Annotated in this window: 12 protein-coding genes; 8 read left to right on the forward strand and 4 right to left on the reverse strand. The window is 40.2% G+C overall.

Features of this window, described 5'->3' with window-relative positions:
* Window positions 1–111 precede the first annotated feature (111 nt).
* Window positions 112–1,236: a sterol desaturase family protein gene (locus CWB75_RS00390; protein ID WP_138569581.1), complete on the forward strand. Its 1,125-nt coding sequence runs from the start codon at window positions 112–114 to the stop codon at window positions 1,234–1,236.
* A 205-nt stretch (window positions 1,237–1,441) separates the two neighbouring features.
* Here the strand turns inward: CWB75_RS00390 and CWB75_RS00395 are convergent, their stop codons facing one another.
* From CWB75_RS00395 to CWB75_RS00405, 3 genes are all read right to left on the reverse strand, one after another.
* Window positions 1,442–2,155 (reverse strand): YebC/PmpR family DNA-binding transcriptional regulator, encoded by a 714-nt coding sequence (locus tag CWB75_RS00395; RefSeq protein WP_008110544.1) that lies wholly within the window; start codon window positions 2,153–2,155, stop codon window positions 1,442–1,444.
* Window positions 2,156–2,320: 165 nt separating this feature from the next.
* On the reverse strand, window positions 2,321–4,399 hold the full coding sequence (locus CWB75_RS00400; RefSeq protein WP_138569582.1) for a M13 family metallopeptidase: 2,079 nt from the start codon (window positions 4,397–4,399) through the stop codon (window positions 2,321–2,323).
* A 203-nt stretch (window positions 4,400–4,602) separates the two neighbouring features.
* Entirely contained in the window at window positions 4,603–6,393 is a 1,791-nt protein-coding gene (locus CWB75_RS00405) for an ABCB family ABC transporter ATP-binding protein/permease (RefSeq protein ID WP_171039086.1), read from the reverse strand.
* A 113-nt stretch (window positions 6,394–6,506) separates the two neighbouring features.
* Between CWB75_RS00405 and CWB75_RS00410 the strand changes: the two genes are divergently transcribed.
* From CWB75_RS00410 to CWB75_RS00430, 5 genes are all read left to right on the forward strand, one after another.
* On the forward strand, window positions 6,507–6,968 hold the full coding sequence (locus tag CWB75_RS00410; protein ID WP_138569583.1) for a hypothetical protein: 462 nt from the start codon (window positions 6,507–6,509) through the stop codon (window positions 6,966–6,968).
* 108 nt (window positions 6,969–7,076) lie between these two features.
* Window positions 7,077–8,915 (forward strand): protein translocase subunit SecD, encoded by a 1,839-nt coding sequence (gene secD, locus CWB75_RS00415; RefSeq protein ID WP_138569584.1) that lies wholly within the window; start codon window positions 7,077–7,079, stop codon window positions 8,913–8,915.
* Complete coding sequence (gene secF / locus CWB75_RS00420) at window positions 8,908–9,837, forward strand: protein translocase subunit SecF (RefSeq protein WP_138569585.1); 930 nt, start codon at window positions 8,908–8,910, stop codon at window positions 9,835–9,837. The genes secD and secF overlap by 8 nt, the downstream gene beginning before the upstream one ends.
* Window positions 9,838–9,939: 102 nt before the next feature.
* Window positions 9,940–10,416, forward strand: a complete 477-nt coding sequence (locus tag CWB75_RS00425; RefSeq protein WP_138569586.1) for a GreA/GreB family elongation factor — start codon at window positions 9,940–9,942, stop codon at window positions 10,414–10,416.
* Between the two features lie 104 nt (window positions 10,417–10,520).
* Window positions 10,521–11,072 (forward strand): dienelactone hydrolase family protein, encoded by a 552-nt coding sequence (locus CWB75_RS00430; protein ID WP_138569587.1) that lies wholly within the window; start codon window positions 10,521–10,523, stop codon window positions 11,070–11,072.
* Between the two features lie 52 nt (window positions 11,073–11,124).
* On the opposite strand, the gene CWB75_RS00435 is transcribed toward CWB75_RS00430, so the two are convergent.
* A complete protein-coding gene (locus tag CWB75_RS00435; RefSeq protein ID WP_076920245.1) occupies window positions 11,125–11,460 on the reverse strand; it encodes a zinc ribbon domain-containing protein YjdM in 336 nt (111 codons plus the stop codon).
* A gap of 311 nt (window positions 11,461–11,771) precedes the next feature.
* Between CWB75_RS00435 and CWB75_RS00440 the strand changes: the two genes are divergently transcribed.
* Both CWB75_RS00440 and CWB75_RS00445 read left to right on the forward strand, forming a co-directional pair.
* Window positions 11,772–13,166, forward strand: coding sequence for a RimK family ATP-grasp domain-containing protein (locus CWB75_RS00440; RefSeq protein WP_138569588.1), 1,395 nt, complete (start codon window positions 11,772–11,774; stop codon window positions 13,164–13,166).
* Complete coding sequence (locus tag CWB75_RS00445; RefSeq protein WP_138569589.1) at window positions 13,166–14,311, forward strand: GNAT family N-acetyltransferase/peptidase C39 family protein; 1,146 nt, start codon at window positions 13,166–13,168, stop codon at window positions 14,309–14,311. The genes CWB75_RS00440 and CWB75_RS00445 overlap by 1 nt, the downstream gene beginning before the upstream one ends.
* The last annotated feature ends 4 nt before the right edge of the window (window positions 14,312–14,315 follow it).

Consider the following 14,315-nt stretch of genomic DNA (forward strand, 5'->3'; position numbering starts at 1 on the left):
TTATCCAGCCAAGCCACGCACTGCGTGGCTTTTTTTGTGTTTTAGTTAGCCCAAAGTTTGCTAGAATGTGCGCATTAGAATAGGGAACTGCATGCCATATTAAGGAAAATAATGCTAAAACATGTCACTAAAAAAATATTTCGTACTAGTCACCTGCAAATTGGTGAGGGTAATATCAGCGGTTATATTGCTTGCTTTTTGGCAATATTAAGTTGCTTAGGAGTGCTTGCATTCCACTTTCCGGAATATTTAACGACTCCAGAACTACGCAAAAGCTATAGCGTCGACTTTTTACGTCAGCTTATGTTTGTTGCCCTTATTATTTCCGGTAGCTTAGGGTTACTTAATTTTGTACGAAATACGAATAAGCGCTTAGGGGCAACTGCGTGGTTTTTTATTGTACTGGCCATTAGCTTTGGTGGCCCGAATGTTGAAGTGAATGACTTTGCAGATAACACTCCTTATATTGGCTTAGATTGGTTTATATTAGACTTACTAGGCTCTACCTTAATTTTTATCTTAATTGAAAAACTACTTCCGCATCGAAAAGAGCAAAAAATACTTCGTAGTGAATGGCGCGGGGATTTAAACCACTTCTTTGTGAATCACTTAATAGTGGGCTTTGTATTACTGGTTACTAATCATTTTGTTCATTATGGTTTTGGTTGGGCGGTTTCGAGCACACTGCAAGCTTACATAGCGCAAATGCCGTTTATACTACAGCTATTTTTAATTATTTTGGTGGCTGATTTAATGCAGTATTGGACACATCGTGCTTATCACGAAGTGCCATTTATGTGGCGATTTCATGGTGTGCATCACAGTGCCAAAGAAATGGATTGGCTAGCGGGCTCCCGTCAGCATATTTTAGAAATACTGATCACCCGTAGTTTAGTTCTAACCCCTATATTTGTGCTGGGGTTTTCACAGCAAATAATCAGCTTATATGTAATTATTGTTGGTTTTCAAGCCGTATTTAATCATGCTAACGTGAATGTAAAATTTGGGTGGTTGAAATATTTTATGGTTACTCCGCAGTTTCACCATTGGCATCACGCATCCGATAAAGCTGCCATTGATCGAAATTATGCAGCCCATTTCTCGTTTTTAGATTACTTATTTGGTACTGCGGTAAAGGGGCAAGCAGAGTGGCCTAAAGAATATGGTGTTGTCGGGGACTACATGCCTGTAGGTATGCTAAAGCAACAAATTTACCCGTTTAAAAAACAAAAATAGTCTGTAGTTTTAGATTGCGGCCATAAGATCCATGGCCGCATAACAACTATAAAAGCCAACAGACCCTAGTTATGAGGGTTATTAACTAATCCATTCTTCATATAACAAAAAGGCCAACTAAGTTGGCCTTTAAACATAATCTATTGCAAGTAAACTCAACGCAGTTGTCGCTGAAGATACAGAGCTCAGATTATTCGCTTAACGATTAAAATTGAGCGTTATGGTACACGTTTTGTACGTCGTCACAATCTTCAAGCATGGCTAAAAAGCGCTCCATAACTTCAACGTCTTCGCCTTCAATAGGAGCTTCAACTTGAGGTACAAAGGCAATTAAGTCTTCGTCAAATTCTGTCACACCCATTTCTTCAAGTGCTGTGCGGGTATTGTTGTATTCAGTGTGCGGTGCAAATACGGTCACTTTGCCGTCTTCTACTTCAACGTCGGTAACATCAACATCTGCCATCATCAGCGCTTCAAGTACGGTTTCATCGTCGTCACCGTCAAATACAAAAATAGCAAGGTGATCAAATAAGTGTGATACCGAATTTTGTGCGCCAATTTTAGCGTTTGCTTTGGTAAAACATACACGTACATCAGCAAAAGTACGTTTGTTGTTGTCGGTTAAACAATCAACAATAATCATGCAATTACCTGGGCCGTAACCTTCATAACGCGTGGCTGCATAGTCTTCACCGCCGCCGCCTTTAGCTTTATCAATGGCGCGTTCAATTACGTGAGCCGGTACTTGGTCTTTTTTAGCGCGTTCAATTAAACGACGTAGTGCTAGGTTGCCGTCAGGATCAACACCGCCGTTTTTAGCACAAATATAAATTTCTTTACCGTATTTAGAATAAACTTTAGTTTTAGCACCCGCAGTTTTAGCCATTGAATCTTTTTTGTTTTGGTAAGCTCTTCCCATCTGCGTTTCGCCTTAATATGTATAAATAATTGAAAAAAATTTGCAAGCCCATATTCTAAAGGTAAATGAGGGGTAGGGCTAGTAAGTATTGTTAGTAGCCAAAAATAAAACAACCCGCATAAGCGGGCTGTTTATTCGTTACAAATGATGAACGTTTGTCAGGTATTACCAAATACGAACGCGTTCTTCTTCTGGTAGGTATAACTCATCGCCTGGTTTTACATCAAATGCTTTATACCAAGCATCATGGTTACGAGGCGCTTGTGCTCTAAAGCGACCTGGTGCGTGTGTACCACCACGTAATTGGTTTAACATACTTTGCTCAGTACGTTTTTCTTTCCATACTTGTGCCCATGCTAAGAAGAAACGTTGATCGCCGGTTACACCGTCAATTACCGGTGCTTCTTTACCATTTAAGCTTAGTTTGTAAGCATGATAAGCCATGGCTAAACCACCCACATCACCAATATTTTCACCTAAACTGTTGCGGCCATTTACAAAGTTACCTGGAATTGGCTCATATTTGCTGTACTGAGCTGCCAGTTTGTCAGCTTTAGCATCAAAAGCAGCACGATCTTCATCAGTCCACCAGTTACGTTGAATGCCGTTAGCGTCAGATTTTGAGCCTTGATCATCAAAGCCATGGCCCATCTCATGGCCAATTACAGCGCCAATGCCACCGTAGTTTACTGCTGGATCTGCATTTGGATCGAAAAACGGCGGTTGTAGTATAGCGGCAGGGAATACAATTTCGTTAAACGAACTATTGTAGTAAGCATTTACACGTTGTGGTGTCATGCCCCAACGATTACGGTCGGTCTTTTTCAGCTCTTTTTCTACACTTTCAGCCTGGAAAAACTCACGCATATTTTTTACATTAGTCATTAAATCATTTTTGCTAATGCTTAAGCCTTCATACGATTGCCATTCATCTGGGTAACCAATTTTTGGCACAAACGCCGCTAATTTTGCACGCGCATTTACTTTTGTTTCTGCACCCATCCAATCTAAGTTATCAATACGCTCACCAAGTGCTGTGCGTAAGTTTTCAACAAGCTCAGACATTTGTTGCTTAGATGACTCAGGGAAATAACGATCTACGTAAATTTTACCAATTGCAAAGCCCAATGAGCTAGTGCCAGACATTTGGCTGATAGCGCGTTTCCAGCGTGGACGTGGCTCTTGTTGACCATTTAACTCTTTTCCATAAAAAGCAAAGCTAGTGTTAAATATTTCTTCAGATAATAGTCGTGAGTTACCATTAATCGCATGATATGTAAGGTAGTCTTTCCATACGCTTAAATCTTCGTTATTGATTAAGTCAATCATGGCTTTAACAGGTTCAGGCTGCGATACGTTTAATTGTGGTACTTTATAACCTGTTTGTGCAAAGTATAAATCCCAGTTAAATCCTGGGTATTGCGCACTTAACTCATCACGTTTTACTTGGTTTAGGGTTAAATCACGATTACGGCGTTTTTCACGTGGCCAATGACCTTCTGCAATTTTGGTTTCAAGCGCTAAAATCGCTTGTGCACGCTCTGTGGTATTATCAACCCCTGCAAATTTAAGCATATCGGCAATATGTGCAACATACGCTTCACGGGTTTTTACAAAACGTTCTGCATCTTCAAGGTAGTAAGAACGATCAGGTAAACCTAAGCCACCTGCACCTAATGACATTTCGTATTTATTGGGATCTAAACGGTTAAACCACATACCGCCACCAAGTGGTGCACTTACACCCGTAAGCCAAGATTGGCCAAATACTTTTGCCAAATCATCAGTAGAGGCAACCGTATTAATGTCGTTAAGCAACGGCTTAATTGGCGTGATACCAAGTTTATTAAGCGTCTCGGTATCCATGTACGAGTTATAAAAGTCAGCGACCAGTTGCTCTTCGGCGTTTAAGTTTTCACGTGCTGCAATTTCTTCAATAATTTCTTTAACGCGATCTTCACTGCGCTCAGCTAGCGCAGAGAATGCACCGTAACGGGTTTTATCTGCTGGCATTTCATAGTTGTCGTACCATGAGCCACTGGCGTACATGAAGAAATCGTCGCCTGGTTTTACAGCTTCGTTACGCGCAGTTAAATCAACCCCAAACGTGCCTAATTCGGCTTGCTCTGTTGCTTGTGGCTTTTCTGCAACTGCTGCTACTTGCTCAGTTTTTGTTGTTTGTGGCTCAGAACAGCCAGTAATAAATGTGGCAGCGAGCGCCGCTGCAATTAAACTCTTTTTCATTATTTTCCCCTATGAATTCACGTTATTTAATTCGTTATATTTTTGTTATAAAAATAGCTACTTGATTGTATTGATAACTTCACTGCAAACAAACCTTTTGAGGTGAATAACCGTACCGGTCGATAAGATGAATGAAATACTAGCAAAATAGCAAAATAGCAAAAAAGCACTCAGATACTTCAATCGTACCCGAGAGGCTTAGTTTATTGCGCCTTTGACTGCTTTTGTTGTAAGGTCCACATGTGCGCATATTCACCATTTTGCATGAGTAATTCATCATGTTTACCTTGTTCTACTACTTCTCCCGCTTTGAGTACGATAATTGTATCGGCATCGGTAATTGTTGATAAGCGGTGCGCAATAACAATACTGGTATGATTAGAGGCAACTTCTCGCATAGCATTTAATATGGATTGTTCAGATTGTGAGTCGAGCGCGGAAGTGGCTTCGTCAAAAATTAAAATTGGCGATTGTTTTAAAATAGCGCGAGCAATAGCAATACGTTGTTTTTCGCCACCAGAGACTTTTAGTCCGCGTTCACCTACTAACGTTTTATCGCCTTTATCTAGGCTATTAATAAAGTCTGTTAGATGCGCCATGTTTATAGCTTTGTTTACTTCATCTTCACTGGCGCTGGGTCTGCCGTAGTGAATATTTTCGCGTATGCTGGTATTAAATAACACAGTATCTTGCGGCACTATGGCAATAGCTTTACGCAAACTTGCGAGGGTAACTGTGTTTATGGCTTGATTATCAATTCTTATAGCGCCCGATGAAAGTTCATAAAAACGGTATAACAAGCGGGCTAACGAGCTTTTACCTGCGCCACTAGCACCTACAACCGCTACCTTAGCACCAGGATTTACATGAAAACTGACGTTCTTAAGAATAGGACGCTTGCTATCGTAGCTAAAGCTGACGTTTTCAAAGCTAATTGCCCCATTTTTGAGTGCTAATGGTTGCGCGGTTTCGCTATCTGCTACTTTGGGAGAGGTATTTAGTAATCCAAGCATGTTTTCAAGGTCGGTAAGAGCGCGGCGTATTTCACGGTACACAAACCCCAAAAAGTTAAGGGGTAAAAAAAGCTGAATCATATACGCGTTAATCATTACCAGCTCACCAATCGTTAACTCGCCGGTAACCACTTCATTAGCGCCAAGCCACATTAATGCGGTTATGGCACACGCAATGATCAGCGCTTGCCCTGAATTAAGCGCCAGTAACGAGAGTCTGTTTTTTAATCGAGCTTGTTCCCATGTTGCTAAAAACGTATCGTAAGTTTGGGCTTCATGCTGTTCATTATTAAAGTATTTTACGGTTTCGTAATTTAATAAACTGTCGATGGCACGGGTGTTACTTTGGTTGTCGGCAGCATTTGACTCACGAATAAAGCGGTTTCGCCATTGGGTAACCGTCACGGTAAAAAAAATATAAATAGCCACAGCCAATAGGGTGATCAGCGCAAACCAAATAGAAAACAAGCTGCCAAAAATAATCGCCACAGTCATTATTTCAAACAACGTGGGCACAATATTAAACATTAAAAAACGCATTAAAAAGCTTAAACCACTGGTACCACGCTCTATGTCTCGACTTATGCCGCCAGTTTGCCTGTCTAAATGAAAAGCTAAATCTAATGAGTGCAAATGTTTAAACACTTTAAGTCCAATATCTCGCATGGCATGCTCGGTGACTCGCGAAAATACTGCATCGCGTACTTCACCCAAAAATACACTAGCAAAGCGCAATGCGCCGTACATAATCAGTAATAAAGTAGGAACAAGAAGTAGTGGATTAATTGATTTATCAACCGAATCAATTATTTCTTTTAAAGCCCATGGCATGAGTAATGTCGCGCCTTTAGCACCGATGAGCGCTAATATAGCAATCAGCACACGGCCTTTAAACTTAGTGATATAAGGCCAAAGAGTTTGAACGCTTTGTTTTAAATTCATGGCGTCGGGGCGTTTTACTGAACTTTGTCTGGAGCGCATCGAGGATCTCAGTATTTGATATTATATAAATGAATTAGCTTAAGAACGGCTATTGTATTTTAATTAGCTGCCCTTATATACTAGCTATCCTTTATTTTAGTTTTAAATGGCAAATGTTTAAATTTCGCGTTTTTTTCGCTACATTCTTGTTTTTTGCTGTACTCTTTAGTGTGCAAAGCCATGCTATGGGCGTAAAGCACGAATTAAACAGTAACCAAAGCAGTTATAGCGATGTTATTAATGTTGACCATTTAACTAACACTCCTACACCTACAAAATCGCTTGGCAATTTAAAGCATAAAAACTCAAAGCATTCTGATTTTGCTGCGCATCAGCCTAGGCTAACAGCCAATAACTCATTTTTATTTCTACATAGTGCGCAGGGCGATCCTGAATACGATGTAGTGCATGAGTTTTTTGCCCTAAATGGGTGTAGGCATATTTTTTTGCGACCGCAAGCAATCACTATAAATCAGCCTTGGTATACCTGGGTATTTAAAAGTAAAAAGTCGCGCTTGAGCGGCTGGAAAGACGCTAACCTGTTATACACCGCTGTAACTACCTACCACGCTTAAAGTTTCTTATTTAATGTTAATTGGTTTTAACGCATCGCGTTTTGACCTACAGATTAATTGTGCCTAATAGGTACGTTACTGGGCTATGCCTAGTAATAAGGAATAACTATGTTAAGTCTAAAAAAAGAGAAAAAGCCATTTAAGGCTAAGTTTAAATTGAGCTATGTAGCCATGCTGATTGTATTAGTGTTACTAGCAATAAGCGCCTTACCTAATTTATATCCCAATAAGTCATGGTTGCATATTAGTGCAGCTTCTGATGTTAAAACGCAAGTAATGCCAAGTACTGAGAACCTAGTTAGCTTTTTAAATAGCCAAGGTTTCGAAGTGAGTGAAAGTTTAAAAGACCCAGCACATATTAATGTACTTTTAAATACGCCTACACAAAGTGCGCAGGCTCAAGCGGTTTTAAAATCAAACTTTCCAAATACACAGGTTAAAATTGTTGAACATGCAACCAGCCCTGTTTGGTTACAAGAGTTTGGCTTATCGCCTATAAAACTGGGTCTTGATTTAAACGGCGGGGTATTGTTTGTACTTGATGTTGATTTAGATAAAGCCATTGATGAGCAATTGCTCAGTGCATATCAACAAACAAAAGCCATTATTGTTAAGCAAAAAGCCTATGGCGTTAAAGCGAAGCAGACTAATCAGGGCTTTGAAATAAGTGCGCTTGAGAATGCTGGCGATAAGCTAACAGTTGTCATAAAAGAGCTTAAAAGCCGTTTTGAAAACCTCACTACAACCACATCAACTAATGGCAACTTACAGGTCGTTAAAATTAGCTATTCTGAGCAAGGGCGCAGCGCATTTGATAAAGAAGTGATGAGCCAAACACTCACCACACTTCGCTCACGTATTGAAGAGCTCGGTATAACTGAGGCCGTTACACAGCGCCAAGGTAAGCAGCGCATTCGTATTGAGCTACCTGGCGTGCAAGATCCAGCTGAAGCAAAACGCATAATTGGTGCAACCGCGTCATTGGGGTTTTATCAACTTAAAGAGAGAGGCGGGCAAACGTTTAATTTGCAATCGGGAGGGACTATTAAGCTCGACCCTGTACCTATATTTACCGGTGAGCATATTAATAACGCTAATATAGGCCGTGATGACTGGGGTAAACCTTTGGTACAACTGAGCTTAGATGGCCAAGGTGGCGATGCTATGTCGGCTTTTTCAAAGGCGAATATAGGTAAACCTATGGCAACGCTTTATTCAGAGTATTCACAAAATGCTAAAGGTGAAGTGGTTAAAAAAAGCGAAGTCATTAATGTGGCTAATATTGCCCAGCATTTAAGCTCGCGGTTTAGTATAACCAATATGCAGAGCCAACAAGCCGCTGCCGATTTAGCGCTACTACTACGTGCAGGATCACTTACTGCGCCTGTAACGATAGTGCATGAGCAAACTATTGGCCCAAGCCTTGGCCAAGACAATATTAATAATGGATTAGCAGCGTTAATGTTAGGCATGGGTTTAACACTTGCGTTTATGGCACTGTGGTACCGCCGTTTAGGGCTTATTGCAAATGTTGCGTTAATTTTAAACTTAACCTCTTTAGTGGGGCTAATGTCGTTATTACCTGGGGTGGTTTTAACTCTTCCAGGGATAGCAGGCTTAGTATTAACTATAGGAATGGCGGTTGATACTAACGTGATTATATTTGAACGCATAAAAGAAGAGCGTCGCAAAGGTCGCCCCCCGTATCAAGCGATACAAGAGGGTTATAAACAGGCTGCTAATACTATATTTGATGCCAATATTACCACCATGATCACCGCGATTATTTTATATGGCATAGGCTATGGCCCGGTAAAAGGCTTTGCGATAACGCTAGCGCTGGGTCTTATTACATCGGTGTTTACTGGTGTGTATGTATCGAAATATTTAAGCCAAAGCTTATATTTAAAGCTGGGTAAAAAAGCAGGAGTAAACGCGCATGCTTAACACTTTTTTAAAATGTGAGACAGGGTCACGTATGCGTTATACAGGCTTGCTTATAAGTGCCATATTTGTGTTGTTATCGGTATTCACCATTGCACAAAAAGGGCTTAATTTTGGTCTTGATTTTACGGGTGGTTATTTAACAGAATTTACCACCAGCCAAGGTGTTGAACTAAAACAGCTTGAGCAATTTATTGCTAAAAACCATCAAGGTGAATTTGAACTTACAGCACAGGGCAATAATCATTTTCAATTAACGCAAGCGCCAAGTGAGGAAGCTAATAATGATGCTTGGAAAACCGCGATTAGCCAAAACCCAGATATAAACGCAGAGGTTTTATCATCGGCTTACATTGGCTCTCAAGTGGGTGACGAATTATTTGAGCAAGGCTGCTTAGCCTTACTTGCTGCGATGGTAGCGGTAATGATTTATTTAGCTGTTCGGTTTGAGTGGCGTTTGGCATTAGGCTCTGTGGTGGCTTTATTACATGATTTAGTGCTAGTGGTTGGCTTATTTTCGTGGTTACAAATAGAGTTTAATCTAACCGTTTTAGCCAGTTTATTGGCAATTATTGGCTACTCCCTAAATGACTCAATAATAGTGGGCGATAGAGTACGCGAGCTATTACGCATACCAACAAATATTTCGCTGAAACCAAGCAGTATTATCAACAGCGCTATTAAAAGCACCTTAACTCGTACGCTTATTACCTCAGGAACTACGCTAGCTACGGTGGCAAGTGTTTGGCTGTTAGCTGGGGCACCGCTGCAGGGATTTGCCATTGCTTTGTTTGCAGGAATAGTTGTAGGCACGCTGTCGTCTATTTGTATTGCTGCTACATTACCTGAGCTACTTGGTTTAAGTGCTAAAAACTACGATAAGCAAGTGGATCAGCAAACGCAGGCATTAATGGATATGCCATAGCCTTAAATTAGCATTGTTGTTACACAGCAAAGGGATAGTGTTCGATGTAGCAACAATGCTAAAATATCAAATTATTTTTATCGAATTGAGTGAATTCTCCAAATGAATAAAGCCCATGTTACTGAGCACCTTCGTTTTGCCTTAGATGAGCAACTAAACACTGCTAAAATTGCAGCTCAAACAGCTCACGATACCGCTACCCATGAAGAAAGTATTGCAGAGACCCAATACGATACTCTCGGGCTTGAAGCTGCCTATTTAGCACAAGGCCATGCAGAGCGAGTTAATGAGTGCTATAAAGAAATACAACTATTTGAAGCCATATACAACGAACCCGTTACAGGCACTGTCGTTATAAGCTCATTGGTATGTTTAGAAGACGATGCCAGCACACAAAAATGGTTTTATTTAGGCCCAGCAGCTGGTGGATTAACCGTTGATATTAAAGGCACAACTATTCAAGTACTTACCTCTGGCGCACCATTAGGCAAACAGTTATTAGGTAAACAAGTCGATGATGAAGTTAGTTTAACTATCGGTGATGTAAAACATAGTTACGATGTGGTTGAAGTGCTTTGAATGTAGTATTTATTTGTCTCTTACTCTGAGGCGCAGCATCTCGTAGGCCTCTTTGTTAAATTATTGCCTAAAACTTATAGAATAAAATTAAAGATGAGCCGTTTATGAACTTAGTATTGGTCAGTGATATTTTTGGTAATACAGCGGCTTTAAAAGCATTTGCTGAAAAACTAAACGCTCAGTCTATTGTCGATCCCTATGGCGGGGTTGATATGGCATTTAACAGTGAACAGCAGGCCTATGAGTATTTTAGTCAGAATATAGGCCTTGATGAGTATGTAGCTATTTTACAAAAAGCGATTAAACCACTCGCTGGCAACACTATATTGATTGGTTTTAGTGTTGGCGCATCGGCAATTTGGTCAATGTCTGCACACCCGGCGATTAAAACGATAGCTAAGGGCATTTGTTTTTACAGCTCGCAAATTAGGCACCATACAGATATACAACCACAATTTGAGATTGAACTCATATTTCCGCATTATGAGCCGCACTTTGATGTTAAATCACTACAGGTGGAGCTTACAACAAAGGCTAATGTTAACGTAAAGCATGTTGATTACTTACATGGTTTTATGAACCCACACTCAAGTAACTTTAATCAGAATGCTTACGATCAAACATTAGCTGCGCTATCTAAAGAGCTAAAAAATTAGCAGTTAAGCGTTATTGCTTTGTGTTAATTTTTACAAGTGAGTTTTTGTAATTTCAGGCTTTTTTCACAAACTTAGCCGTTACCATCATTTCGCCAATGCCATCTACTTTACAATCTAGCTGGTGATCTTTTTTATCAAGCACACGTCTAACTACCGCTTTCGTGCCAATTTTTATAACCTGAGAACTGCCTTTAATTTTTAAATCTTTGGCTACGGTTACTTTGTCGCCATCAGCTAGTAAAGTGCCGTTTGCATCTTTTACCAAAATAGCGTCTTCATCGCTTGTATTATTTGGGTTCCATTCATAGGCACATTCTGGGCATATAAGCAGTTGTTGGTCTTCGTAAACGTATTCACATTGACATTTAGGGCAAGCGGGAAGAGACATAATGATCACTTTTAGTGGTAAATTTTGGCTATTTTAAAACACAAATTAACAATAAAAAAGTTCATCAAAAATTTTTATCTTCACGCTAAAAATATCTCGTTTGTGTGTATTTAAAAAAGGGCTTATAAATCACATGTCGCTTAAGCAATTTAAGCGCTAACGTTTATAGTAGATATTCGTTAAAGCACCTATCGTATTAAGTGATTTGCTATTTGCTGCACTTAGTGCGATGGGTGTTTCTATTTGCTGTTTAACTACCTGAGCTAACTAGCCAAGGTATTATTTATATTTTGACTTAACTAGGAAAAGTCGTGTTTAAAACCTTAATTGTGGTTGATAACAACGAGCAAGCACTTGCTCTTTCATTTGAAAATGTCATTACGTTTAACACCTACTTGCGTGACTACCCAAAACGCAACGAACCTAAAACCCGCATTATTAATTTATGCGACTCAAGCCAATACTTGAGTAAGGGTTATTATTGTTCATTGCTTGCAGAAGCCCGCAAACACCAAGTATTACCAAGCGTTAAAACAATAAACGCGCTTAGAAGTGGACAAGCACCTATTTTAAATACTGGGCATATTGATGGCGCAGTTTATTTTGGTAATGCTCTTAACGAATTACAAAGTAAAGCGGCTAAATCGATATTTAAACAATACCCAGCGCCTATTTTATTTGTAGATCAGCAAGGTTTATTGCAACAAGGCTCTTTAACCTCATTAAGTGAGCAACAATATGCTGCGTTTATTGAAAAGCTCAATGAGTTTACCCAAACGCAATGGCGTATTGGTAAAGTAGAGCGCCGTTTTCGTTGGGATATGGCGATATTGGTTGATCATAACGAAAAAGTACCGCCAAGCGATAAAGATGCAATTACACGTTTTATAAAAGCAGCAGCGAAACATGGTATTAACGCAAAAGCACTTAGCTTTGAGGAAATAGATAATATTGCCCAATTTGATGCGTTGTTTATTCGTCAAACAACAGCGATTGATCACCCAACCTACCGCCTTGCAAGTAAAGCGCAAAGCCTTGGTTTAGTGGTGATTGACGATGCGGAGTCTATTTTACGGTGCTGTAATAAAGTGTACTTACATGATGCATTTAATTATCAAAAAGTACCGAGCTTAAAAACCGTGGTGGTGGCAGATCAATCAAAAGACACAATTGAGCAACTAGAAGCGTCGTTTACTTATCCGCTGGTATTAAAAATGCCAGAAGGGTCGTTTTCAAAAGGCGTTTATAAAGTTGCTAATCGTGATGAATTAGAAGCTAAGCTTAGTGAATTATTTGCACTGAGTGCGCTGGTATTGGCACAAGAATACATGTACACCGAATACGATTGGCGCGTAGGGGTACTTAATGGTCGTGCTATTTATGCATGTCGTTATTTAATGGCGCGTAACCATTGGCAAATATACAACCATGACGCAAAACGGTTTTTTTCCGGTGGCTTTGAAACTCTACCAACCTTTGAGTTACCAAAAGCTGTGTTAGACGCTGCTTTAAAGGCCTGCAAAACAGTGGGTAAAGGTTTATACGGTGTAGATGTTAAAGAGCACCAAGGTCGTGCGTATGTATTGGAAGTAAACGACAACCCGAGCATTGATCACAAAGTAGAAGATGGTTACTTAGGTGACGAGCTATACATGATCATAATGGATGAGTTTAAACAGCGGTTAGAAGCACGAGGCCGCGGCTAATGCCTATTGCTTTGGCTGAAAAAGTAACAGTGACGACCAAGCTAGTTATTCGCCCTGCAATAACCACTGACTTAAAGGCGTTGGTGGCGCTTGAAAATACTTGCTTTAGTAACGATAAGCTAAGTGCGCGTAGTTTAAAGCGCTGGCTTGGGGTTAAACATGGGATTTTATTAGTTGCTGAGCAAAATGCGCAACTATGTGGCTATGGCTTAGTGTGGTGCCATAAAGGCACGCGTTTAGCGCGTTTGTATTCGTTAGCCGTATTACCAACAATGCAGGGCAAGGGCATAGCCAAAAAATTACTCAATGAACTTGAAAAAGCGACCAGTGAGCGTGGACGTATTTATTTGCGCCTAGAAGTTGCAGTAAATAACGACAGCGCCATTGGGCTTTATAAAAGTGTGGGGTATCGCGTATTTGGTCAATACAGTGATTATTATGACGATCACAGTGATGCCTTACGCATGCAAAAAAATATTCGCCAAACCAGTGAGTTGCAGGTTGAGCGTTTAACGCCATGGTATCAGCAAACCACCGAGTTTACCTGTGGTCCTGCTGCGTTATTAATGGCAATGGCTGCTCTTGACTCAAACACAGAGCTGAGTCAGTCACATGAATTAGCTTTGTGGCGTGAAGGCACCACTATTTTTATGACCTCTGGGCATGGCGGTTGTCACCCATTTGGCTTGGCACTGGCTGCAAATAAACGCGGTTTTACAAGTGAGGTAATTGTTAATACATCTGAACCATTATTTTTAGATGGGGTTCGCAGTGATAACAAAAAATCAGTATTGGCCACGGTTCATAAACAGTTTGTTGAGGGTATTGCAGCGGCAAATATTTCAGTTACACAAAAAGATGTTGAATTAACTGACATAGAAAACTGGTTGAGTCAGGGGTTTAGTGTGTTGCTGTTAATTAGTACGTATCGGTTTGATGGTAAAAAATCACCGCACTGGGTGTGTGTAACCCATTTAGATGCACATTGTGTTTACGTACATGACCCATTTTGCCAGCCTGGAAAAGATAACCAGCTAGCAATAGATTGTCAGTACGTACCAATTGCACGTAGCGACTTTAGTAAAATGTCGGCATTTGGTAGCCAAAGGCTCAGAACGGCAGTTGCTATTGGTAAAGTAAAATAGATTA

The organism is Pseudoalteromonas sp. S1608 (genome assembly GCF_005887265.1).
Lineage (GTDB): Bacteria > Pseudomonadota > Gammaproteobacteria > Enterobacterales > Alteromonadaceae > Pseudoalteromonas > Pseudoalteromonas undina.

Coding starts and splice junctions, on each gene's coding strand:
- CWB75_RS00435 (WP_076920245.1), bottom strand. CDS start 11,460: ATGTCTCTTCCCGCTTGCCCTAAATGTCAATGTGAATACGTTTACGAA.
- CWB75_RS00430 (WP_138569587.1), top strand. CDS start 10,521: ATGAACTTAGTATTGGTCAGTGATATTTTTGGTAATACAGCGGCTTTA.
- CWB75_RS00405 (WP_171039086.1), bottom strand. CDS start 6,393: ATGCGCTCCAGACAAAGTTCAGTAAAACGCCCCGACGCCATGAATTTA.
- CWB75_RS00425 (WP_138569586.1), top strand. CDS start 9,940: ATGAATAAAGCCCATGTTACTGAGCACCTTCGTTTTGCCTTAGATGAG.
- CWB75_RS00400 (WP_138569582.1), bottom strand. CDS start 4,399: ATGAAAAAGAGTTTAATTGCAGCGGCGCTCGCTGCCACATTTATTACT.
- CWB75_RS00395 (WP_008110544.1), bottom strand. CDS start 2,155: ATGGGAAGAGCTTACCAAAACAAAAAAGATTCAATGGCTAAAACTGCG.
- CWB75_RS00410 (WP_138569583.1), top strand. CDS start 6,507: ATGTTTAAATTTCGCGTTTTTTTCGCTACATTCTTGTTTTTTGCTGTA.
- CWB75_RS00390 (WP_138569581.1), top strand. CDS start 112: ATGCTAAAACATGTCACTAAAAAAATATTTCGTACTAGTCACCTGCAA.
- CWB75_RS00445 (WP_138569589.1), top strand. CDS start 13,166: ATGCCTATTGCTTTGGCTGAAAAAGTAACAGTGACGACCAAGCTAGTT.
- secD (WP_138569584.1), top strand. CDS start 7,077: ATGTTAAGTCTAAAAAAAGAGAAAAAGCCATTTAAGGCTAAGTTTAAA.
- secF (WP_138569585.1), top strand. CDS start 8,908: ATGCTTAACACTTTTTTAAAATGTGAGACAGGGTCACGTATGCGTTAT.